The sequence below is a fragment of the Rhizobacter fulvus genome, assembly GCF_964020785.1.
In genome coordinates this window covers 1,345,875-1,365,860 of record NZ_OZ224516.1, presented here as the reverse complement: position 1 = coordinate 1,365,860, position 19,986 = coordinate 1,345,875, and the positions used below count along the sequence as shown (strand labels likewise).

The following is a 19,986-nucleotide window of genomic DNA, read 5'->3' as shown; positions in this document are numbered from 1 at the left end:
CGATGCGGCGCCGCTACACTGGGCGCCGTGGAGACCAAGTGGTTCGAAGATTTCGTCAGCCTGGCCGAGACGCGCAGCTTCTCGCGCTCGGCGCAGTTGCGGCATGTCACGCAGCCGGCGTTTTCGCGGCGCATCCAGTCGCTCGAGGCCTGGGCCGGCATCGATCTGGTCGACCGCTCCTCCTATCCCACCCGCCTGACCGCCGCCGGTGAAACCCTGCACGCGCAGGCGCTGGAAATCCTGGGCGCGCTGCAGGCCACGCGCAACATGATGCGCAGCCACAAGGCGGCCGGGCACGACATGATCGAGTTCGCGGTCCCGCACTCGCTGGCGTTCACGTTCTTCCCGCACTGGGTGATGGACCTGCGCAAGCGCTTCGGCGCGACCAAGAGCCGGCTGATTGCGCTGAACGTGCATGATGCGGTGATGCACCTGGTCGAAGGCAGCTGCGACCTGCTGCTGGCCTACCACCATCCGTCCCAGCCGCTGCAGCTCAACCCGGATCGCTACGAGATGATGAGCCTGGGCCACGAGACGCTGTGCGCCTACGCCAAGGGCGACGCCGATGGCCAGCCGCTGTTCAGCCTGCCGGCCGCGCCGGGCCAGTCGGTGCCGTTCCTGAGCTACGCCGCCGGCGCCTACCTGGGCCGGCTGGTCGAGGTGATCACCAAGCTCGCCCCGGAGCCGCTGCAGCTCGAGCCGATCTACGAGACCGACATGGCCGAGGGCCTGAAGGCGATGGCGCTCGAAGGCCACGGCCTGGCGTTCCTGCCCGCGAGCTCGGTGCGCAAGGAACTGAAGAGCAAGCGCCTGGTGCGCGCGGCGCCCGCCGGCGTGCACGAGATCGAGATGGACATCCGCATCTACCGCGAGCGCCCGGAGATGGCGCGCCACAGCAAGCCGGGCGCCGTCGCGCTCTGGGATTTCCTGGCCTCCCGCTAGGCCCGACCCCGGCTCCAGGGTTTGCCCTGAGTCGCTATGCATCGCATGCATGGCGTCGCGGAGATTCAGCATTGGCGCCGATTCGGCCTCGCCCCTAAAGTTCCGCCGCTGTTCAAACGCAGCGTCATACCGCCGTGCCGAAGAGCACCGGCGTCGGAATCAACGACATCAAGGGGCGAGAATTTTCATGAAGAAGCGACTGCCGCCAGCGGCCTGGATCCTGATCGCGATGGTCATCGGGATCATTCTGGGCTACATGGTTTTCACCAGTTTCCCGGACAAGAAGACCGCAGCGCAGATCGCCGGCTACATCTCGATCATGTCCGACGTGTTCCTGCGGCTGATCAAGATGCTGATCGGCCCCCTGGTGTTCTCCACGCTCGTCGTCGGCATCGCGCACATGGGTGACGCCGCCTCCGTCGGTCGGGTTTTCGGCAAGGCGCTGGGCTGGTTCGTGACCGCCTCGCTGATCTCGCTGATCCTCGGCCTGGTGATGGCCAACCTGCTCGAGCCGGGCAAGAACCTGGGCCTGCCGCTGCCGGACATCGGCGCCTCGGCCAATCTGGCGACGAGCAAGTTCACGCTGAAGGATTTCGTCAGCCACCTGGTGCCGAAGTCGTTCGCCGAGGCGATGGCGAACAACGAAATCCTGCAGATTGTCGTGTTCTCGATGTTCTTCGGCGTCGCGCTCGCGGCGCTCGGCGACAAGGCCAAGACGCTGGTCGCCGCGATCGACGAGCTCTCGCACGCGATGCTCAAGATCACCGGCTACGTGATGAAGCTGGCGCCGCTGGCGGTGATGGCCGCGATGGCTGCCACGGTGGCCGTCAACGGCCTCGAGATCCTGCTGAAGTTCGCCGTGTTCATGGGCGACTTCTACCTCGGCCTGTTCGTGCTCTGGGCGGTGCTGGTCGGGGCGGGTTTCCTGTTCCTCGGGCCGCGCGTGTTCAAGCTGCTGGTGCTGATCAAGGAGGCGTTCCTGCTGTCGTTCGCGACTGCCAGCTCGGAAGCCGCGTACCCGAAGATCCTGGACGCGCTCGACCGGTTCGGCGTGAAGCGCAAGATCTCGAGCTTCGTGATGCCGATGGGCTACTCGTTCAACCTCGACGGCTCGATGATGTACTGCACCTTCGCGGTGTTGTTCATCGCGCAGGCCTACGGGATCGTGCTGCCGATCGGCACGCAGATCACGATGCTGCTGATCCTGATGCTCACCTCCAAGGGGATGGCGGGTGTGCCGCGCGCCTCGCTGGTGGTGATCGCCGCGACGCTGAACCAGTTCAACATCCCGGAAGCCGGTCTGTTGCTGATCCTGGGCGTCGACACGTTCCTCGACATGGGCCGCTCGGCGACGAACGCCGTCGGCAACTCGATCGCCACCGCGGTGGTGGCGAAATGGGAAGGCGAGTTGCTGTCCGAAGACGCCGCCGAGGCGAACCTGAAGGTCATCGACGCCGAGGCCGCAGCCCTGGCGCACCCGATCTCCGCCTGAGCCCGCGATGAAGCGCGCGTTCATCGTCCGACTCGCCGTGGGCGCCCTGGTGGCGCTGGCGGCCCCGTTCGCCGCCGCGCAGACCGCGCCGGCGCCCACCCAACTGACCGGCACGCTCGCCAAGGCGCGCGAGACCGGCTCGATCACGATCGGCCACCGCGAATCGTCGATCCCGTTCTCGTACCTGTCGGCACGCGGCGAGCCGATCGGCTATTCGATCGACCTGTGCCGGCTGCTGGTCGATGCGATCAGCGAGGAGGTCGGCCGCACGGTCGCGATCCAGTGGAAGGCGGTGACTTCCGAATCGCGAATTCCGGCGGTCGTCTCCGGCCAGGCCGACCTCGAGTGCGGCTCGACCACCAACAACCTGGAACGCCAGAAGCAGGTCGCGTTCTCGCCGACGATATTCGTCTCCGGCACCAAGTTGCTGGTGAAGAAGGGGTCGCCGGTCAGGACTTTCCGCGATCTCGCCAGCAAGAAGGTGGTGGTCACCGCCGGCACGACGAACGAGAAGACGATGCGCGAGCTGGCCGTCAAGTTCAAGGTCGACATGACGATCGTCGTCGCCGCCGATCATGCCGCATCGTTCGCGCAGCTCGCGGCTGGCACGGTCGATGCATTCGCCACTGACGACGTGCTGCTCTACGGCCTGCTCGCGCAGAACAAGGCGCAGGCCGACTACGTCGTCACCGGCGACTTCCTCTCGTACGACCCGTACGGGGTCATGTACCGAAAGGGCGATGCCCAGCTCACGAGGCTGGTCAACGACACCTTCCACGCCCTCGCCGAAGACCGCGAGATCGAGCGCCGATATAACCGCTGGTTCCTGCGCAAGCTGCCTTCCGGCGTGAGCCTGGACCTGCCGATGAGCGCGCAGCTCGAGACGCTGATCCAGACCATGGTGTCGCGCACCGAGTAGCCGAGCGACCCGTCCCCTTCCTTTCTCATCCTTCCTTTCATCGGATTCCCATGCTCCTCGTTCATCGCCTGATCCGCGGCGTCGCTGCCGCGTTCCTCGCCACCCACCTCGGCGCGTTCGCGCAGACGCCGGCGGCGCCCGCACCCAAGGCCAACGTCGTCGTGCTCGCCACCGGCGGCACGATCGCCGGCGCCGGCGCCTCCGCTGCCAACAGCGCCACCTACCAGGCCGCCAAGGTGCCGGTCGACAAGCTGATCGCCGGCGTGCCCGAACTGGCCGACATCGCCAACGTGCGTGGCGAGCAGGTGTTCCAGATCGCCTCGGAGAGCTTCACGAACGAGAAGCTCGTGACGCTGGCCAAGCGCGTCTCGGCGCTCGCGAAAGACCCGGGCGTCGACGGCATCGTGATCACCCACGGCACCGACACGCTCGAAGAGACCTCGTTCTTCCTGACCCTGGTCGTGCACACCGACAAGCCGATCGTCGTGGTCGGCTCGATGCGTCCGGGCACCGCGATGTCGGCCGACGGGACGCTGAACCTGTACGACGCGGTCGCCGTCGCGGCCGCGAAGGACTCGCGCAGCAAGGGCGTGCTGATCGTGATGAACGACGACATCCTGTCGGGCCGCGATTCGGGCAAGCGCATCAACATCAAGACCAACGCGTTCGGCAGCCAGTGGGGCGCGTTCGGCTCGATCGTCGAGGGCAAGACCTACTGGTTCCGCGCGCCGGTCAAGCGCCACACGATGGCCAGCGAGTTCGACATCGACGCGATCACGACGCTGCCGATGGTCTCGATCGTCTACGGCTCGGGCGAGATGGGCACGACGATGGCCGACGCCGCCGGCAAGGCGGGCGCGAAGGCGATCATCCACGCCGGCACGGGTAACGGCTCGGTGCCGGACTACGAGGTCGAGACGCTGAAGAAGCTGCGTGCCAGCGGCGTGCAGATCATCCGCTCGGCACGCGTTCCGGACGGCTTCGTGCTGCGCAACTCCGAGCAGCCCGACGACAAGTACGACTGGGTCGTCGCGCACGACCTGAACCCGCAGAAGGCCAAGATCCTCGCCGCCGTGGCGCTGACCAAGACGAGCGACACCAAGGAGCTGCAGCGCATCTTCTGGACCTATTGATCCGCCGAACGAACCGACCGAGGACCACCATGACGACCCCCGACACACGCCGCGAACACGACTTTCTCGGCGAGAAGGACATCCCGTTCACCGCCTACTGGGGTGTCCACACGGCCCGGGCGGTCGACAACTTCCCGATCTCGGGGCAGACGGTCGCGACCATGCCCGAACTGGTGCGCGCGCTGGCCTACGTCAAGAAGGCCGCGGCGCAAGCCAACGTCGAACTCGGCGTGATCGATCCGGCACAGGCCGCCGCGATCGTGCGGGCGTGCGACGACCTGATCGCCGGCCAGCTGCACGAGCAGTTCGTCGTCGACGTGATCCAGGGCGGCGCCGGCACCTCGACCAACATGAACGCGAACGAGGTCATCGCGAACCGCGCGCTCGAGCACATGGGTTTCGAGAAGGGCCGCTACGACAAGCTGCACCCGAACGACCACGTCAACGCCTCACAGAGCACCAACGATGTCTACCCGACCGCGTTGCGCGTGTCGGCCTGGTTCGGCATCGAGGCGCTGCTCGGCGCCATGGCCGACCTGCGCGGCGCGTTCGAGGCCAAGGCGCTCGAGTTCAAGGAGGTGCTAAAGATCGGCCGCACTCAGCTGCAGGACGCAGTGCCGATGACGCTCGGCCAGGAATTCCTCGCGTTCGCGATCATGATCGGCGAGGACGAGCTGCGACTGCGCGAGGCGCGCGCGCTGGTCGTCGAGGTCAACCTCGGCGCGACCGCGATCGGCACCGGCATCAACGCGCCGGCCGGCTATGCCGACATGGTGATCCCGATGCTCGCCGGGGCGAGCGGCGTGCCGGTCGTCAAGGCGGCCAACCTGGTCGAGGCGACGCAGGACACCGGCTCGTTCGTTCAGCTCTCGGGCGTGCTCAAGCGCGTGGCGTGCAAGCTGAGCAAGGTCTGCAACGACCTGCGGCTGCTCTCCAGCGGGCCGCAGGCCGGCTTCGGCGACATCAAGCTGCCGCCGCGCCAGGCCGGCTCGTCGATCATGCCGGGCAAGGTCAATCCGGTGATCCCGGAAGTGATGAACCAGGTCGCGTTCGAGGTCATCGGCAACGACGTGACGATCACGATGGCCTCCGAGGCCGGTCAGCTCCAGCTCAATGCGTTCGAGCCGATCATGGGCTACGCGATTCACAAGAGCGTCAAGCACCTGACCCAGGCGTGCAAGACGCTGCAGGTCAACTGCGTCGAGGGCATCCAGGCGAACCATGCGGTGCTGGCCAAGCGGGTCGCCGAATCGGTGACGCTGGTGACGGCGCTGAACCCGATCATCGGCTACGAGAAGGCGGCGCTGATCGCGAAGACGGCGCTGGCGCTCCAGGGCAAGGAAGGCGGCACGATCGCCGAGGTCGCCGAGGCGCTCGGCATCATGAGCCAGGCCGAGATGAATGCGCTGTTGGTGCCCGAGCGACTGACCCAGCCGGTGCGGCTGGTCGTGGCCTGATGGCACGAACTTTGCGCTGGCGTTCGATGCCCGTTCTCCGGCATTACCCTGAGTTTGCGGGTGCCTACCGATTACACGTCGGCGTGCAACCGCAACAATCCGTTGTTTCCAGTTCTACAACCCCTTAAGGACCTCCGAATGAAGAAGCTCGCCCTCGCACTCGCCGCCGTGTTGGCCTGTGGCACGGTCACCGTCGCGCAGGCTGCCGACACGCTGGCCAAGATCAAGTCTGCCGGCAAGATCGTCATCGGCACGCGCGATTCGTCCGCCCCGCTGGCCTACACCACGGGCGACGGCAAGTACACCGGCTACCACGTCGACGTCTGCCTGAAGATCGCCGACGCGATCAAGGCCAACCTCAAGGCGCCGACCCTGCCGGTCGAGTACACCGTCGTGACCTCGGCCAACCGCGTGCCGCTGGTGCAGAACGGCACCGTCGACATGGAATGCGGCTCGACCACCAACAACACCGCGCGCCAGGGCCAGGTGTCGTTCGCGCCGACCACGTTCGTGACCAACGTGCGCACGGCCGTGAAGGCCAACTCCGGCATCACCTCGATCGCCCAGCTGAACGGCAAGACCGTCGCGACCACCACCGGCACCACCTCCGTGCAACTGCTGCGCAAGCACGAGAAGGGCGCCGGCGTGGACTTCAAGGAATTGTTCGGCAAGGACCACGCCGATTCGTTCCTGCTGCTCGAATCGGGCCGTGCCGACGCGTTCGTGATGGACGACAACATCCTCGCCGGTCTGATCGTCAACTCGAAGGCCCCGGCCGAATTCAAGATCGTCGGCGAGTCGCTGTCCGAAGAGCCGATCGCGATCATGATCCCGAAGGACGATCCGGCCTACAAGAAGCTGGTCGACGACACCGTGATCGGCCTGATGAAGAGCGGCGAGCTCGACAAGATCTACACCAAGTGGTTCATGTCGCCGATCCCGCCGCGCAACGCGACGGTCGGCATGGCGATGTCGGCGTCGTTGAAGAACGCGATCGCGAACCCGAACGACAAGCCGGCCGAGGCCTACGCGAAGAAGTGACCGGCGGCCTGAGGTAAGCCCTAGCGCCACCCGGCGCGAAGTTTGCTTACATTGGGTCGAGCGCGGCGTGGAGCCTTCTGCGCCGCGTTTTCTTTTTGCCGGCGGTCGAACGGGCACATAACGAAATCAGCGGGAGCGAGCCTTGGGAAAATGGGATTGGCAGGTGTTCTTCCAGGACACCGGAGGAGGGCAGACCTACCTGCAGTGGTTGATGTCGGCCTGGGGCTGGACCTTGTCCGTCGCACTGCTGGCACTCGTGATCGCCTTGGTCGTCGGCTCGCTGATCGGCATCCTGCGCACGGTGCCGAGCAAGGCCCTTTCCTGGTTCGGCGAGGCCTGGACCGAACTCTTCCGCAACGTGCCGCTGCTGGTGCAATTGTTCGTGTGGTACCACGTGCTGCCGGCGATCTTCCTGCCGCTGCGCGCCGTGCCGAGCTTCCTGCTGGTCGTGTTCGGCCTGGGCTTCTTCACCTCGGCGCGGATCGCAGAGCAGGTCAAGGCCGGCATCCAGACCCTGCCCAAGGGCCAGCGCTACGCCGGCCTCGCTATGGGCCTGACGCTGCCGCAGGTCTACCGCTACGTGATCATGCCGATGGCGTTCCGCATCGTGATTCCGCCGCTCACCAGCGAATCGATGAACATCATCAAGAACTCGTCGGTCGCGTTCGCGGTGAGCATCGCCGAGCTGACCTTCTTTGCGCAGCAGGCTGCTGAGGAGACCTCGCGTGGCGTCGAGGTCTATCTGGCCGTGTCCTTCCTTTACTTCATCTCCGCCTTCGCGATCAACCGCATCGCGCTGGTGATCGAGCACAAGGTCGCCGTGCCCGGCATGGTGGGAGCCGGCAAATGACGGCCCTCGACTTCGGCTTCCTGAACTGGAACCTGATCACCAACTTCATCTGGAAGGGTCTGGTCTTCTCGGTGCAGCTGACGCTGATCGCGATGGTCGGCGGCATCATCATCGGCACGATCCTCGCGCTGATGCGGCTGTCGGGCAAGAAGTGGCTGGTGATGGCGGCGGCGTTCTACGTCAACACCCTGCGCTCGATCCCGCTGGTGATGGTGATCCTGTGGTTCTTCCTGCTGATCCCGCTGCTGATCGGCAAGTCGCTCGGCGCGGAGCTGTCGGCCATCATCACCTTCACGGTGTTCGAGGCGGCCTACTACTCCGAGATCATGCGCGCCGGCATCCAGTCGGTCTCGAAGGGCCAGGTCAATGCCGGCTACGCGGTGGGCATGACCTACAAGCAGTGCATGCAGCTGATCGTGCTGCCGCAGGCCTTCCGCAACATGCTGCCGGTGCTGCTGACGCAGACCATCATCCTGTTCCAGGACACGTCGCTGGTCTACGCGATCGGCGCCTACGACCTGCTGAAGGGCTTCGAGGTCGCGGGCAAGAACTTCAACCGCCCGGTCGAGGCCTACCTGTTCGCCGCGGTCGTCTACTTCGTGATCTGCTTCAGCCTGTCGATGCTCGTGCGCCGGCTGCAGAAGAAGATCGCCATCATCCGTTGAGAGAAGAGAGTCCATCACCATGATCGACATCAAGAACGTATCGAAGTGGTACGGCAGCTTCCAGGTCCTGACCGACTGCACGACCACCATCAACAAGGGCGAGGTCGTCGTCGTCTGCGGCCCGTCGGGCTCGGGCAAGTCGACGCTGATCAAGACCGTGAACGCACTCGAGCCGTTCCAGAAGGGCGACATCGTCGTCGACGGCATCTCGATCGCCGATCCGAAGACCGACCTGCCGAAGCTGCGCGCGCGTGTCGGCATGGTGTTCCAGCATTTCGAGCTGTTCCCGCACCTGAGCGTGACCGAGAACCTGACGCTGGCGCAGATCAAGGTGCTGAACCGCAGCCCCGACGACGCCAAGAAGCGCGGCCTGAAGATGCTCGAACGCGTCGGCCTGATCGCCCACAAGGACAAATTCCCGGGTCAGCTCTCGGGCGGCCAGCAGCAGCGCGTGGCAATCGCCCGCGCGCTCAGCATGGACCCCATCGTGATGCTGTTCGACGAGCCGACCTCGGCGCTCGACCCGGAGATGGTCGGCGAGGTGCTCGACGTGATGGTCCAGCTCGCGCAGGAAGGCATGACGATGATGTGCGTCACGCACGAGATGGGCTTCGCGAAAAAGGTCAGCCACCGCGTGATCTTCATGGACGCCGGCAAGATCGTCGAGGACTGCAAGCGCGAGGAGTTCTTCGGCGACCCCGACGCGCGCTCGCCGCGGGCCAAGGAATTCCTGTCGAAGATCCTGCAGCACTGAGCTGTCGTCGGACAGGACAGCGGGCGCCTGCGGGCGCCCTTCCTTTTTCGGGTGCGAGAATCGGCCGCCATGACGAACGAGATCACACTCACCCGCCCCGACGACTGGCATCTGCATGTGCGCGACGGCGCTGCTCTCGCGGCCGTGGTGCCCGATACCGCCCGCCAGTTCGCCCGCGCGATCATCATGCCGAACCTGAAGCCCCCGGTTACCACCGCGGCGCAGGCGCTGGCCTACCGCGCGCGCATCCTCGCCGCGGTGCCCGACGGCCTCGAGTTCGAGCCACTGATGACCCTGTACCTGACCGATACGCTGCCGCCCGACGAAATCGCGCGCGCCCAGGCGGCAGGCGTGGTGGCGCTGAAGTTGTACCCGGCCGGCGCGACGACCAACAGCGACGCCGGCGTCACCGACCTGCGCAAGACCTACAAGACGCTCGAGGCGATGCAGCGCGCGGGCATGCCGCTGCTGGTCCACGGCGAAGTCACCGACAGCGACATCGACCTGTTCGACCGCGAAAGGGCGTTCATCGACACCAAGCTGATCCCGCTGCGGCGCGATTTCCCGGAACTGCGGATCGTGTTCGAGCACATCACCACGCGCGAGGCGGCGCAGTACGTCGCCGAGGCGGACAGTTTCGTCGGCGCCACCGTCACCGCACACCACCTGCTCTACAACCGCAACGCGATCTTCACCGGCGGCATCCGCCCGCATTACTACTGCCTGCCGGTGCTCAAGCGCGAGGAGCACCGCCGCGCGCTGGTCGCGGCCGTCACCTCCGGCGGCACGAAGTTCTTCCTCGGCACCGACAGCGCGCCGCACGCCGCGCACCTGAAGGAACACGCGGTCGGCTGCGCAGGGTGCTACACGGCGTTGTCGGCGCTCGAGTTGTATGTCGAGGCGTTCGATGCAGCCGGTGCGCTCGACCGGTTCGAGGCGTTCGCCAGCTTCAACGGCCCCGCCTTCTACGGCCTGCCGCGCAACACCGGCACCGTCACCTTGCGTCGCCAGGCGTGGACGCTGCCCGAGTCGCTGCCGTTCGGCGAAGCGACCCTCAAACCCCTGCGCGGCGGCGAAAGCCTGGCGTGGCAACTCGCCGAAAGCGCTGCATGAACGACGACACCCGTGTGGCCCTGCTGATCGACGCCGACAACCTGTCCGGCGACGTGATCGAGCAGGCGATCCAGCACCTGCTGAAACTGTACGGCGCGATCCACTTCCGGCGCGCCTACTCGAGCCCGCAGAAGGTGATCGAGCACACCGACCTGTTCAAGCGCTACGCGATCCGGCCGATGGTCAACGTGCCGACCGGCAAGAACTCGACCGACATCGCGCTCGCGGTCGACGCGATCGACCTGGCGATCTGCGAGAGCCCCGACGTGGTCGTGATCGCCTCCAGCGATTCGGACTACGCGCCGCTCGCGCAGCGCTTGCGGGAGAAGGGCTGCCGCGTGCTCGGCATCGGCCAGGCCGGCAAGACCGGCGGCGAGGCGCCGCTGGCGTACGACGAGTTCATCGACCTGGCGCATCGCAAGACACCGCCGCGGGAGACGCCGCGCCCGACTCCCGTGACGCGGTCGGCCCCGGCGCCGCGTGCCGCGCCCGGCCCGGCGCCCCGTCCGCCCCGTCCGCCCCGTGCCCGCGCTGCACCGATCCCCACCTCGCCCGCGAAGCCAGCGACCCCGGCGATGCCACCGGAGGTCGAAGCCGTCTTGCAAGCGGTGCCGACACTCCGTGGCGGCGCAGCGCTGCAACTCGGCGAGGTCAGCGAAGCACTGCGCCGGCATGAGATCCTGACCAGCAAGCGCGCGTCGGCGAGCGGCTTCCTGAAGCGCCACGCCGCGCACTTCGAACTCGTGCCGGCCGACCGACCGCGCACGGTGCGCTACCGGGGCGCCTGAGCCGCCGACCGGGGACTGCATGGCGCAGGTGCCGGGCCTCGAGGCGGTCGACTGGTCGCGCCCGTGGCTCGCGCCATGGCGGGCGATCGGCGAGCCGCTGGCTACGTGTGCCGATCGGGGCGGCCTGGTCGACGCCTTGAACGCCGCGGCGCCTGCCGGGGCGCCCCGGTTCGTCCATCAGTACCATCTGCCGGCCGGCGAGCCCTACGAGGCCTTCATCGCGCGCACCGGCAGCGTGCCGACCCGCGCGAACGTCCACGACTTCTTCAACGGGCTTGCGTGGTTGCGCCATCCGACGCTCAAGTGGCGTTTGAACGAGCTTCAGGCGGCGCAGATCGCAGCTGCGCCAAAGGGGGCGCCGCGCGGTGCGGTGCGCGACGCGCTGACGCTCTTCGACGAGAACGCCGCGCTGTTGCAAGGGCCCGCACCGCTGGTGGACGCGCTGCGGCGGCGCGACTGGCACGCGCTGTTCGTCACGCAGCGTGCGGCCTGGACCGACGTGCGTCTCGAGCTGTTCGGTCACGCGCTGCTCGAAAAGCTGGTTCGGCCCCGTGCGGCGATCACCGCGCATGCCTGGGTCGTGCCGGACGGCGTCGAGGCGCCGGGTGCGTGGTCGGCCGCGTCGCTGACGCCGGCGCGACTCGCCGCCAAGCCGTTCCTGCCGCTGCCGGTGCTCGGCGTGCCGGGCTGGTGGGGGCCGAACGAAGCGCTGGACTTCTATGGCGACGCGACCGTGTTTCGCGTCGCACAAAAGCAAACAGCGGCCCGCGGGCCGCTGTTCTGAACCCCGCGGCGCACTCGGCGCCGTGACGGATTCTTACTTCTTCGGAGCGTCCGGGCCTTCGCCGGCCTTGGTCGTCGTGCCGGCCTTGACTGCGGCCTTGGTGTCGGCCTTGACGTCGGCGCGTGCAGCGGCCGGGCCAGTCGACGGGGCGGCTGCAGGTGCCGTGGCTTCACCGGCCGGAGCCAGCTTCTTTTCCTTGCGGGCGGCTTGGGTCTCGGCCTTGCGCTCGGCACGGGTCTTGGTCGACTTGCCGGTCGACTTTTCCATCGGCGCGGCGCCTTCGCCAGCCGGGGTCAGCTTGCCGGCCTTGGCGTCAGCCTTGGTCTCGGCCTTGACTTCGGCGCGCGAGGCGGGGGCCGAAGCTTGGGCGAACGTGGCTTGGGCGAACATGGCAGCGGCGACAGCGGCCACGACGGTCAGAGCGTTTTTCATCGTCATATCAATCTCCTGTTTGAGAACGAGGGTGAGGGCAAAACCGCAGAGCCAACGCACTCGGAGCGACATGCCCTCATCAAGTCGGCTAGCTGTCGGGCTGCGTTTGCAGACCGGTGGAGCGCGGCACGTATTAGAACGCGGGTTGACCCGATCGGTTGACCAAGACCTCGATTACCTTGGCGGCGGAGCCCACCGGCGGCCAATTTGTTGCGCCGATGCCGCACCCGGGCGGTTCACCCGACATAATCGCGGCCGTGAAGTGGGCCAGACCGCCGCTGGTGCGAGACCCGAAAGGGTGCACTGGAGGAAGGTCCGGACTGCACAGGGCGGCGTAGCAGCTAACGGCTGTCCACCGTGAGGTGAGGATCAGAGCAACAGAGACGAGTCGGTCGGGCGCCGCAAGGCGGTCGGCCGGGTGAAACGGGCAATCTCTACGCGCAGCAACACCAAATAGGCCGGCGATGATGTGGCTCCGCGGAGCCGGCGGGTAGGTGGCATCGAGCCGTCGCAGCGATGCACGGCCCAGAGGAATGGCGGTCACGGACGGGGCGTCGCAAGACGCACCGGCTGCACAGAATCCGGCCTATCGGCCCGCTTCACACTTTTCCCGGCCTGGTTTCCCGGCCAGTTTCCCCGGCCCGTTGCGCGAGCGCTCAGAGCGGACGCGGATGGAGCCGCTTGCGCACCGTCAGCAGCCCGTCCGGATGGGTCTTGACGGTCGTGAAGCCGGCGGCGGTGTACATCGACAGCGCGCCGTGGTGGCTCGCGGCGGCGCCTTGCGCGCCGGGGCGCGGGTAGGCCTCGGCGTACTCGAAATCGCGGTCGCGCAAACCGTCGCAGGCCGCCTGCAGCAGGGCCGTCGCGACGCGCTGGCCGCGGAACGCGGGGGCGACCACGAAGCAGGCGATCGCGCCGATCCGTTCGGCCAGCGGCTCGGGCTCGTCGAACAGCCCGGCGATGAAACGGCGCGGGCCGGCGTTGACCCAGCCGATGGCCTGCCCCTCGGCGTAGGCGAGCCAGCCGGTCATCGTCTCGGATTCGATCCGTTGGCAGGTGCCGGCGCGGTTCTGCGCCGCGGTGCGTTTGGCCCAGTCTTCGTTCGCGTGGTCGGCATGCGGGAAGTAGCAGTAGCAGGACTGCCAGTTCGGGTTGTCGGTGAACGCGCGGTGGTCGAACAGGTCCAGGAAGTCGGGCAGCCGCTGCGGCGTGAGCGGCCGGATGTCGATGTGCTGAAGTCCCATGGAAGCCCTCCGCTGGTGCAGACCGTAGACTCTAGCGCTTGAATCCCGACGCACACACCCTCTGGCGCGCACCGCGCTGGGCCCTGGCCGTCCTGCTTGCCTGTCTGGGCATGCTCGGGCCCTTCTCGATCGACACCTATCTGCCGGCCTTCACCGGCATCGCCACCGCGATCGGCGCGACGCCGGTCGAGATGCAGCAGACGCTGTCGGCCTACCTGTTCGGGTTCGCGGTCATGAACCTGTTCCACGGCGCGCTGTCCGACAGCTTCGGCCGCCGCCCGGTCGTGCTGACCGGGCTGGTGGTGTTCACGCTCGCGTCGGTCGGTTGCGCGCTGGCGCAGCACATCGGGCAGCTGGTGTTCTTCCGCGCGTTGCAGGGGATGTCGGCCGGCGCCGGCATCGTGATCTCGCGCGCGGTGATCCGCGACATGTTTCCTCCCGCCGACGCGCAGCGCGTGATGTCGCAGGTGACGATCTACTTCGGCGTGGCGCCGGCGATCGCGCCGATGGTCGGCGGTTTCCTGTTCGTGCATGCCGACTGGCACGCGATCTTCTGGTTCCTGACCGCGGTCGGCGTCATCCTGTGGATCGCCAACTACAAGCTGCTGCCCGAGACGCTGCATCTGAGCCAGCGCCAGGCCTTCAACGTGCGCAACCTGATGCGTGGCTACTGGGAGATGGGCTCGAGCCCGCGCTTCATGATGCTGGCGCTGGCCAGCGGCATCCCGTTCAACGGCATGTTCCTGTACGTGCTTTCGGCGCCGGTGTTCCTGGGCGACCACCTGCACTTGGCGCCGGGCCAGTTCTTCTGGTTCTTCCTGATCACGATCGCCGGGATCATGGGCGGCGCGTACTTCTCCGGCCGGCTGGCCGGGCGGATCAAGCCGCACCACCAGATCCGCCACGGCTTCCTGATCATGCTGCTGGTGTCCATCGTCAACCTGGTGCTGAACCTGTTGTTCACGCCGCAGGCCTGGTGGGCCCTGGTGCCGCTGGGCATCTACGCGTTCGGCTGGGCGCTGATGGTGCCGGTCGTCACGTTGATGGTGCTCGACCTGATGCCGGAGCGGCGCGGCATGGCGTCCTCGTTCCAGGCCTGCATCGGCAGCCTGGCGAACGGGCTGGTCGCGGGTGTGATCGCGCCGCTGGTGATGCACTCGACCGTGGGGCTGGCGGTCGCGTCGATCCTGATGATGAGCGTGGGCATCCTCGCCTGGATCTGGGTCAAGCCGCGGGTGACCTGAACTCAAGTCGGGCGGCGCGCCGTCGATATGACGGCCAGGCGCCTCGGTTGGGCGCCGGAGACCGTCCATGCCCGCATTGCCGTCGCCCCTGTCCCTCGCTGCCGTCTGCGCGGCCGCCTTGTTGTCGCTGAGCGCCGCCGCGTCGGAGCACGCGCCCGCGGCGCCGACCAAGGCCGAGGCCGTGAAGGAAACGGCAGCGCTGGAGGCGACGCCGAAAAAGGCCAAGGCACCGCTGGACGCGACCCGCGATCCGATGGACGCCTTGCGCGAGCGCCTCGCGCAGAAGCTGGGTGCGTCCCGCACGCCGGATGCCGGCAACCCGAACGTCGTCCGCGTCGTCTCGAAGGCGAGTGCACCGGTCGCGGCGGACAGCCACGAGTCCGCGGCCGCCCTGGAGCCGAAGCGGTCGGTCGCGCGCCGCGCCGCGGCGCCGGCGCCGGTGCGCACGCCCGTCGCGCACGCCGTCGCCGCCGCGACGGCTCAACACGCCGCCCACTGGGACTACACCGGCAGCGGCGGCCCCGAGACCTGGGGCCAGCTGCAACCCGAATTTTCCAAGTGCTCGACCGGCACGCGCCAGAGCCCGATCGACATCCGCGACGGCATCCGCGTCGAACTCGACCCGGTGCGCTTCGACTACCAGCCGAGCGCATTCCGCGTGATCGACAACGGCCACACCGTGCAGGTCAACGTCGCCGCCGGCAACTCGATCGAGGTGATGGGACGACGCTACGAGCTGGTGCAGTTCCACTTCCACCGCCCGTCCGAAGAGCGCATCAACGGCAAGCAATTCGACATGGTCGTGCACCTGGTGCACAAGGACCTGGACGGCCGCCTCGCCGTCGTCGCCGTGCTGATCGATCGGGGCGCCGCGCAGCCGCTGATCCAGAGCGTGTGGAACAACCTGCCGCTCGAGAAGGGCGACGAGGTGGCCGCACGCACGCCGATCAACCTCAACGACCTGCTGCCGCCCGAACGCCAGTACTTCACCTACATGGGCTCGCTGACCACGCCGCCGTGCAGCGAGGGCGTGCTGTGGATGGTGATGAAGCAGCCGGTGCCGGTCTCGGCGGAGCAGATCGGCATCTTCGCGCGCCTGTACCCGATGAACGCGCGGCCGATCCAGTCGGCCAGCGGCCGGCTCATCAAGGAATCGAACTAGGACGAACCGGGGTGATACTGCGCGCTCCATTGCAGCGGAGCGCGTCATGACCCTTCTCCTCCTCGGCTTGGTGCTGTTCCTCGGCATCCACTCGGTCGCGATCGTCGCCCCTGCCTGGCGCGACGCGCAGGCCGCGCGCCGCCCCGGCGCGTGGAAGGGCATCTATTCGATCGTCTCGCTCGCCGGCTTCGTGCTGCTGATCTACGGCTACGGCCTGGCGCGGCAGGCCCCGGTGGTGGTGTGGACGCCGCCGACCGCGATGCGCCACGTCGCGCTGCTGCTGATGCTGCCGGTGTTCCCGCTGCTGCTCGCGACCTACCTGCCGGGGCGCATCAAGGCTGCGGCGAAGCACCCGATGCTGCTGGCCGTCAAGTTCTGGGCGCTCGCGCACCTGCTCGCCAACGGCAACCTCGCGGACATCGTGCTGTTCGGTGCGTTCCTGGCCTGGGCCGTGGCCGACCGCATCGCGGTCAAGAAGCGCGCCGTCCCACGGGCGATTCCCGGTGCGCCGCCGGCGGCCCTCAACGACGCGATCGCGCTGCTGGGCGGCCTGGCGCTTTACGTCCTGTTTCTGTTCAAGGCGCACCAGTGGCTGATCGGGGTGTCGCCGCTCGGCTGAGCGAAACCCGCTTGCGCCGCGTCCTACAGGCAGGGCACACCTGCCCCGACAGACCCCGGCGCGGCGCCTCGGCACAGTGAAGTCCTCTCTTCACCCCGTGCAAAGGAACCAGCATGAACAAGGATCAAGTGAACGGTCGGATGGAACAGGCCAAGGGCAGCGTCAAGGAAGCCGCGGGCAAGGTCGTCGGCAACGAGAAGCTCGAGGCCGAAGGCAAGGTCGACAAGGCCACCGGCAAGACGCAGGCGACGTATGGCGACGTGAAGGAAGACGTCAAGGACGCCGTCAAGAAGCCCTGAACCTCATGACCACATCGACCTGACGCCGGCCGCGAGGCCCAGGCGCAGATCGGGGACGCCGGCCGATGGGAAACCATCGGCCGGTTCTTCGTCGTGGGTGACATTCGTCTCGAACCGGTCGGCCAGCGCCGGCGGGATGAAGCGGGTCAGCGAACCGTACAGGTGGCGGTCGCCGTGCTCGGCCTGCTGAGTGACGAAGAAGCGCTGCGGGACCATCAGGTGCAGGTGCTGGCGGGCGCGTGTCATCGCGACGTACAGCAGCCGGCGTTCCTCCTCGATCTCGATCGCGTTGCCGGTCGCCATGTCCGACGGAATGCAGCCGTCGACTGCATTCAGCACGTACACCGCCTTCCACTCCTGCCCCTTCGCGGCGTGGATGGTCGACAGGATCATGTAGTCCTCGTCGCGCAGCGGGGGCCCGGACTCGTCGCTGGTGGCCTCGGGCGGATCGAGCGTCAATTCCGCGAGGAACGACTCGCGCGACGCGTAGCCGTGCGCCAGGCGCGCCAGCTGCGCCAGGTCGCCCTCGCGGACCGCCGCGTCGTCGTGCAAGCGGCGCAGTTGAGGCAGGTACCAGGCGTGAACCTGCTGGAGTTCGGCGGGCCAGCGCGGCGCGGCGCGCAGCGCGTCGTAGGTGGCGGCCCACGCCGCCCAGTCGCTGGCCGCGGCCGGAGGCGGCTTGAATGCGCGCAGCGCGCCGACCGGGTCGGCGGCCTGCGCCATGGCGTCCAGCAGCCGTTTCGCGCTCGCGGTACCGATACCGGGCACCAGTTGCGCGACCCGCAACCCTGCCATCCGGTGGCGCGGGTTCTGCGCCCAGCGCAGCACCGAAAGCACGTCCTTCACGTGCGACGCTTCCAGAAACTTCAAGCCGCCGAACTTGACGAACGGGATGCCGCGGCGCGTCAGCTCCAGTTCGAGCGCGGCGCTGTGGTGCGAGGTGCGGAACAGCGCGGCCTGGCCCTTCAGCGCGATGCCGCGCTCGCGGTGGCGCAGCACCTGGTCGGCCACCCACGTGGCTTGCGCCGACTCGTCCCGCACCGTGATCAGTGACGGTCGCTCGCTCGACGCGGCGTCGCTCCACAGCTGCTTGCCGAAACGCTGCGGCGCGAGCGCGATCACCGCGTTCGACGCGTCGAGGATCGGTTGGGTCGAGCGGTAGTTGCGCTCCAGCGTGACGATGCGCGCCGGCGGCGTGAACAGCATCGGGAAGTCGAGGATGTTGCGCACCTCGGCGGCGCGGAACGAGTAGATCGACTGCGCGTCGTCGCCGACCACCGTCAGGCCGCGCCCGTCGGGCTTGAGCGCGAGCAGGATCGCGGCCTGCAGCCGGTTGGTGTCCTGGTACTCGTCGACCAGCACGTGGTCGAAGCGTGCGGACACGTGCCGCGCCAGCGCCGGCTCGCCCAGCATCTGCGCCCAGTACAGCAGCAGGTCGTCGTAGTCGAGCACGCACTGGGCCTGCTTGGCGGCCACGTAGGCGCGGAACAGCTGCTTCAGCTCGTCCTCCCAGACCTGGCACCACGGGTAGACCGTGCGCAGCAACTCGCCGAGCGGCTCGCGGCTGTTCAGCACGCGCGAGTAGATGCCCAGGCAGGTGCCCTTCAGCGGGAAGCGGTTCTTCGTCGTCGCGAACTTCAGCTCGTGGCGCACCAGGCCCATCAGGTCCTCCGAATCGCCGCGGTCCTGGATCGTGAAGTTCTCGGCCAGCCCGATCTGCGGGGCGTATTCGCGCAGCAGCCGCGCACCGATGCCGTGGAAGGTGCCGGCCCAATGCAGCTGCGGCGCCCGCTGCGTCGACGCGAAGCCGAGCGCCCGGTGCAGCACCCGGCCGACGCGGCGCTGCATCTCCTGTGCCGCACGCCGCGAGAAGGTCAGCAGCAGCAGGCGCTGCGGGTCGGCGCCATCGAGCACCAGCTTCGCGACCCGCGACGCCAGCGTCATCGTCTTGCCCGAGCCGGCGCCGGCGATCACCAGCAGCGGGCCGGGAATGCCGCTGCCCGCCGCCCCGTGCTCGACCGCGCTGCGCTGCTGCGCGTTGAGCGCGGCGAACGGGTCGGGGCGCTGGGGCGGATCGGGGCGGGCGGACATGGGCATACTGTAATTGCATCCAGCCCTGACCTGGGTGCGGGAGTTCGCCGATGAGCGTCCTGGTCGGTACCGCGTCGTGGTCGAGCAAGACCCTGATCGACAGCGGCCGCTTCTATCCGCCGGGCGTCACCAGCGCCGAGGCGCGGCTGCGCTACTACGCGTCGCGCTTTCCGCTGGTCGAGGTCGATTCGAGCTACTACGCGATGCCGGCGCCGGCCACTTCGCAGCTCTGGGCCGAGCGCACGCCCGACGGCTTCACGATGAACGTCAAGGCATTTCGCCTCTTCACGGGCCACCCCACCTCGCCCGTGGTGCTGCACAAGGATCTCCGCGCCGCGTTGCCGCCGTCTTCGAAGGCGAACCTCTACCTGAACGACGTGCCGCCCGAGATCGTCGACGAGCTGTGGCGCCGTTTCATCGAGGCGCTCGTGCCGTTGCGCGCCGCCGGCCGGCTGGGCCTCGTGCACTTCCAGTTCCCGCCGTGGATCGTGCGCAATTCCTCAGGCCACGAGCACGTGCGGATGTGCGTCGAGCGCATGGCGGGGCACACGCTGAGCGTCGAGTTCCGGCATCGCAGCTGGTTCGCCGATGCGCAGGCGAGTGCGTCGACGCTCGCGTTCGAGCGCGAGCTCGGCGTCGTGCACACGGTGGTCGACGGGCCGCAGGGCTTCAGCAACAGCGTTCCGGCGCTGTGGGAGGTCACGCATCCCGAGTTCGCACTGCTGCGCCTGCACGGCCGCAATGCCGCGACCTGGAACGTCAAGGGCCAGACCGATTCGTCGGAGCGCTTCAACTACGACTACGGCGCGGCGGAACTTGGCGAGGTGGCCGCGCAGGTCACGGCGCTCGCGAAGCGCGCGCGCTCGACCCATGTCGTGTTCAACAACAACATGGAAGACCAGGGCCAGCGCAATGCCGCGGCGCTGATGACGCTGCTGAAAGGGCGGGTCTGAACCT

The 19,986-nt window shown here is 67.7% G+C and carries 20 protein-coding genes and 1 other RNA gene; 18 read left to right on the top strand and 3 right to left on the bottom strand.

What is annotated here, in order from left to right; translation table 11 throughout:
• The first annotated feature begins 27 nt into the window (after positions 1 to 27).
• From ACWH49_RS06520 to ACWH49_RS06465, 12 genes are all read left to right on the top strand, one after another.
• On the top strand, positions 28 to 942 hold the full coding sequence (locus ACWH49_RS06520) for a LysR substrate-binding domain-containing protein (protein ID WP_448170720.1): 915 nt from the start codon (positions 28 to 30) through the stop codon (positions 940 to 942).
• A gap of 187 nt (positions 943 to 1,129) precedes the next feature.
• Entirely contained in the window at positions 1,130 to 2,434 is a 1,305-nt protein-coding gene (locus tag ACWH49_RS06515; protein WP_056465302.1) for a dicarboxylate/amino acid:cation symporter, read from the top strand.
• A 7-nt stretch (positions 2,435 to 2,441) separates the two neighbouring features.
• The gene (locus ACWH49_RS06510) at positions 2,442 to 3,353 is read left to right on the top strand and encodes an amino acid ABC transporter substrate-binding protein (RefSeq protein ID WP_448170719.1); all 912 of its coding nucleotides are present in this window, start codon (positions 2,442 to 2,444) and stop codon (positions 3,351 to 3,353) included.
• 50 nt (positions 3,354 to 3,403) lie between these two features.
• Complete coding sequence (locus tag ACWH49_RS06505) at positions 3,404 to 4,486, top strand: type II asparaginase (protein WP_448170718.1); 1,083 nt, start codon at positions 3,404 to 3,406, stop codon at positions 4,484 to 4,486.
• Between the two features lie 29 nt (positions 4,487 to 4,515).
• Entirely contained in the window at positions 4,516 to 5,943 is a 1,428-nt protein-coding gene (locus tag ACWH49_RS06500; RefSeq protein WP_448170717.1) for an aspartate ammonia-lyase, read from the top strand.
• A 138-nt stretch (positions 5,944 to 6,081) separates the two neighbouring features.
• Entirely contained in the window at positions 6,082 to 6,984 is a 903-nt protein-coding gene (locus ACWH49_RS06495; RefSeq protein ID WP_448170716.1) for a transporter substrate-binding domain-containing protein, read from the top strand.
• A gap of 142 nt (positions 6,985 to 7,126) precedes the next feature.
• On the top strand, positions 7,127 to 7,834 hold the full coding sequence (locus ACWH49_RS06490) for an amino acid ABC transporter permease (protein WP_056465291.1): 708 nt from the start codon (positions 7,127 to 7,129) through the stop codon (positions 7,832 to 7,834).
• Positions 7,831 to 8,499, top strand: coding sequence for an amino acid ABC transporter permease (locus ACWH49_RS06485; protein ID WP_448170715.1), 669 nt, complete (start codon positions 7,831 to 7,833; stop codon positions 8,497 to 8,499). The genes ACWH49_RS06490 and ACWH49_RS06485 overlap by 4 nt, the downstream gene beginning before the upstream one ends.
• Before the next feature lie 19 nt (positions 8,500 to 8,518).
• Complete coding sequence (locus ACWH49_RS06480) at positions 8,519 to 9,253, top strand: amino acid ABC transporter ATP-binding protein (RefSeq protein ID WP_448170714.1); 735 nt, start codon at positions 8,519 to 8,521, stop codon at positions 9,251 to 9,253.
• Positions 9,254 to 9,322: 69 nt separating this feature from the next.
• Positions 9,323 to 10,366, top strand: a complete 1,044-nt coding sequence (pyrC, locus tag ACWH49_RS06475; RefSeq protein ID WP_448170713.1) for a dihydroorotase — start codon at positions 9,323 to 9,325, stop codon at positions 10,364 to 10,366.
• On the top strand, positions 10,363 to 11,154 hold the full coding sequence (locus tag ACWH49_RS06470; RefSeq protein ID WP_448170712.1) for an NYN domain-containing protein: 792 nt from the start codon (positions 10,363 to 10,365) through the stop codon (positions 11,152 to 11,154). The genes pyrC and ACWH49_RS06470 overlap by 4 nt, the downstream gene beginning before the upstream one ends.
• Before the next feature lie 19 nt (positions 11,155 to 11,173).
• Positions 11,174 to 11,938, top strand: a complete 765-nt coding sequence (locus tag ACWH49_RS06465; protein WP_448170711.1) for a DUF3025 domain-containing protein — start codon at positions 11,174 to 11,176, stop codon at positions 11,936 to 11,938.
• 33 nt (positions 11,939 to 11,971) lie between these two features.
• Here ACWH49_RS06465 and ACWH49_RS06460 read toward each other — a convergent pair whose 3' ends face one another.
• Entirely contained in the window at positions 11,972 to 12,442 is a 471-nt protein-coding gene (locus ACWH49_RS06460; protein WP_448170710.1) for a hypothetical protein, read from the bottom strand.
• Between the two features lie 187 nt (positions 12,443 to 12,629).
• On the opposite strand from ACWH49_RS06460, the gene rnpB reads away from it, so the two are divergent.
• An RNA gene (gene rnpB / locus ACWH49_RS06455) (RNase P RNA component class A) lies at positions 12,630 to 12,975 on the top strand.
• 51 nt (positions 12,976 to 13,026) lie between these two features.
• Here the strand turns inward: rnpB and ACWH49_RS06450 are convergent.
• Complete coding sequence (locus ACWH49_RS06450) at positions 13,027 to 13,614, bottom strand: N-acetyltransferase family protein (RefSeq protein ID WP_448170709.1); 588 nt, start codon at positions 13,612 to 13,614, stop codon at positions 13,027 to 13,029.
• 38 nt (positions 13,615 to 13,652) lie between these two features.
• Between ACWH49_RS06450 and ACWH49_RS06445 the strand changes: the two genes are divergently transcribed.
• The 4 genes from ACWH49_RS06445 (at position 13,653) to ACWH49_RS06430 (ending at position 16,938) form a co-directional block, all read left to right on the top strand.
• On the top strand, positions 13,653 to 14,858 hold the full coding sequence (locus tag ACWH49_RS06445) for a multidrug effflux MFS transporter (protein WP_448170708.1): 1,206 nt from the start codon (positions 13,653 to 13,655) through the stop codon (positions 14,856 to 14,858).
• A gap of 67 nt (positions 14,859 to 14,925) precedes the next feature.
• Complete coding sequence (locus ACWH49_RS06440; RefSeq protein WP_448170707.1) at positions 14,926 to 16,020, top strand: carbonic anhydrase; 1,095 nt, start codon at positions 14,926 to 14,928, stop codon at positions 16,018 to 16,020.
• Between the two features lie 46 nt (positions 16,021 to 16,066).
• Positions 16,067 to 16,639: an NnrU family protein gene (locus ACWH49_RS06435; RefSeq protein ID WP_448170706.1), complete on the top strand. Its 573-nt coding sequence runs from the start codon at positions 16,067 to 16,069 to the stop codon at positions 16,637 to 16,639.
• Positions 16,640 to 16,752: 113 nt separating this feature from the next.
• Complete coding sequence (locus tag ACWH49_RS06430) at positions 16,753 to 16,938, top strand: CsbD family protein (protein ID WP_448170705.1); 186 nt, start codon at positions 16,753 to 16,755, stop codon at positions 16,936 to 16,938.
• Between the two features lie 3 nt (positions 16,939 to 16,941).
• On the opposite strand, the gene ACWH49_RS06425 is transcribed toward ACWH49_RS06430, so the two are convergent.
• Positions 16,942 to 19,035, bottom strand: a complete 2,094-nt coding sequence (locus tag ACWH49_RS06425; protein WP_448170704.1) for an ATP-dependent helicase — start codon at positions 19,033 to 19,035, stop codon at positions 16,942 to 16,944.
• Positions 19,036 to 19,079: 44 nt separating this feature from the next.
• Here ACWH49_RS06425 and ACWH49_RS06420 point away from each other — a divergent pair, with 44 nt between their 5' ends.
• Positions 19,080 to 19,982 (top strand): DUF72 domain-containing protein, encoded by a 903-nt coding sequence (locus ACWH49_RS06420; protein ID WP_448170703.1) that lies wholly within the window; start codon positions 19,080 to 19,082, stop codon positions 19,980 to 19,982.
• The last annotated feature ends 4 nt before the right edge of the window (positions 19,983 to 19,986 follow it).

Coding starts and splice junctions, on each gene's coding strand:
- ACWH49_RS06515 (WP_056465302.1), top strand. CDS start 1,130: ATGAAGAAGCGACTGCCGCCAGCGGCCTGGATCCTGATCGCGATGGTC.
- ACWH49_RS06510 (WP_448170719.1), top strand. CDS start 2,442: ATGAAGCGCGCGTTCATCGTCCGACTCGCCGTGGGCGCCCTGGTGGCG.
- ACWH49_RS06505 (WP_448170718.1), top strand. CDS start 3,404: ATGCTCCTCGTTCATCGCCTGATCCGCGGCGTCGCTGCCGCGTTCCTC.
- ACWH49_RS06500 (WP_448170717.1), top strand. CDS start 4,516: ATGACGACCCCCGACACACGCCGCGAACACGACTTTCTCGGCGAGAAG.
- ACWH49_RS06495 (WP_448170716.1), top strand. CDS start 6,082: ATGAAGAAGCTCGCCCTCGCACTCGCCGCCGTGTTGGCCTGTGGCACG.
- ACWH49_RS06485 (WP_448170715.1), top strand. CDS start 7,831: ATGACGGCCCTCGACTTCGGCTTCCTGAACTGGAACCTGATCACCAAC.
- ACWH49_RS06480 (WP_448170714.1), top strand. CDS start 8,519: ATGATCGACATCAAGAACGTATCGAAGTGGTACGGCAGCTTCCAGGTC.
- pyrC (WP_448170713.1), top strand. CDS start 9,323: ATGACGAACGAGATCACACTCACCCGCCCCGACGACTGGCATCTGCAT.
- ACWH49_RS06470 (WP_448170712.1), top strand. CDS start 10,363: ATGAACGACGACACCCGTGTGGCCCTGCTGATCGACGCCGACAACCTG.
- ACWH49_RS06465 (WP_448170711.1), top strand. CDS start 11,174: ATGGCGCAGGTGCCGGGCCTCGAGGCGGTCGACTGGTCGCGCCCGTGG.
- ACWH49_RS06460 (WP_448170710.1), bottom strand. CDS start 12,442: ATGTCGCTCCGAGTGCGTTGGCTCTGCGGTTTTGCCCTCACCCTCGTT.
- ACWH49_RS06450 (WP_448170709.1), bottom strand. CDS start 13,614: ATGGGACTTCAGCACATCGACATCCGGCCGCTCACGCCGCAGCGGCTG.
- ACWH49_RS06440 (WP_448170707.1), top strand. CDS start 14,926: ATGCCCGCATTGCCGTCGCCCCTGTCCCTCGCTGCCGTCTGCGCGGCC.
- ACWH49_RS06435 (WP_448170706.1), top strand. CDS start 16,067: ATGACCCTTCTCCTCCTCGGCTTGGTGCTGTTCCTCGGCATCCACTCG.
- ACWH49_RS06430 (WP_448170705.1), top strand. CDS start 16,753: ATGAACAAGGATCAAGTGAACGGTCGGATGGAACAGGCCAAGGGCAGC.
- ACWH49_RS06425 (WP_448170704.1), bottom strand. CDS start 19,035: ATGCCCATGTCCGCCCGCCCCGATCCGCCCCAGCGCCCCGACCCGTTC.
- ACWH49_RS06420 (WP_448170703.1), top strand. CDS start 19,080: ATGAGCGTCCTGGTCGGTACCGCGTCGTGGTCGAGCAAGACCCTGATC.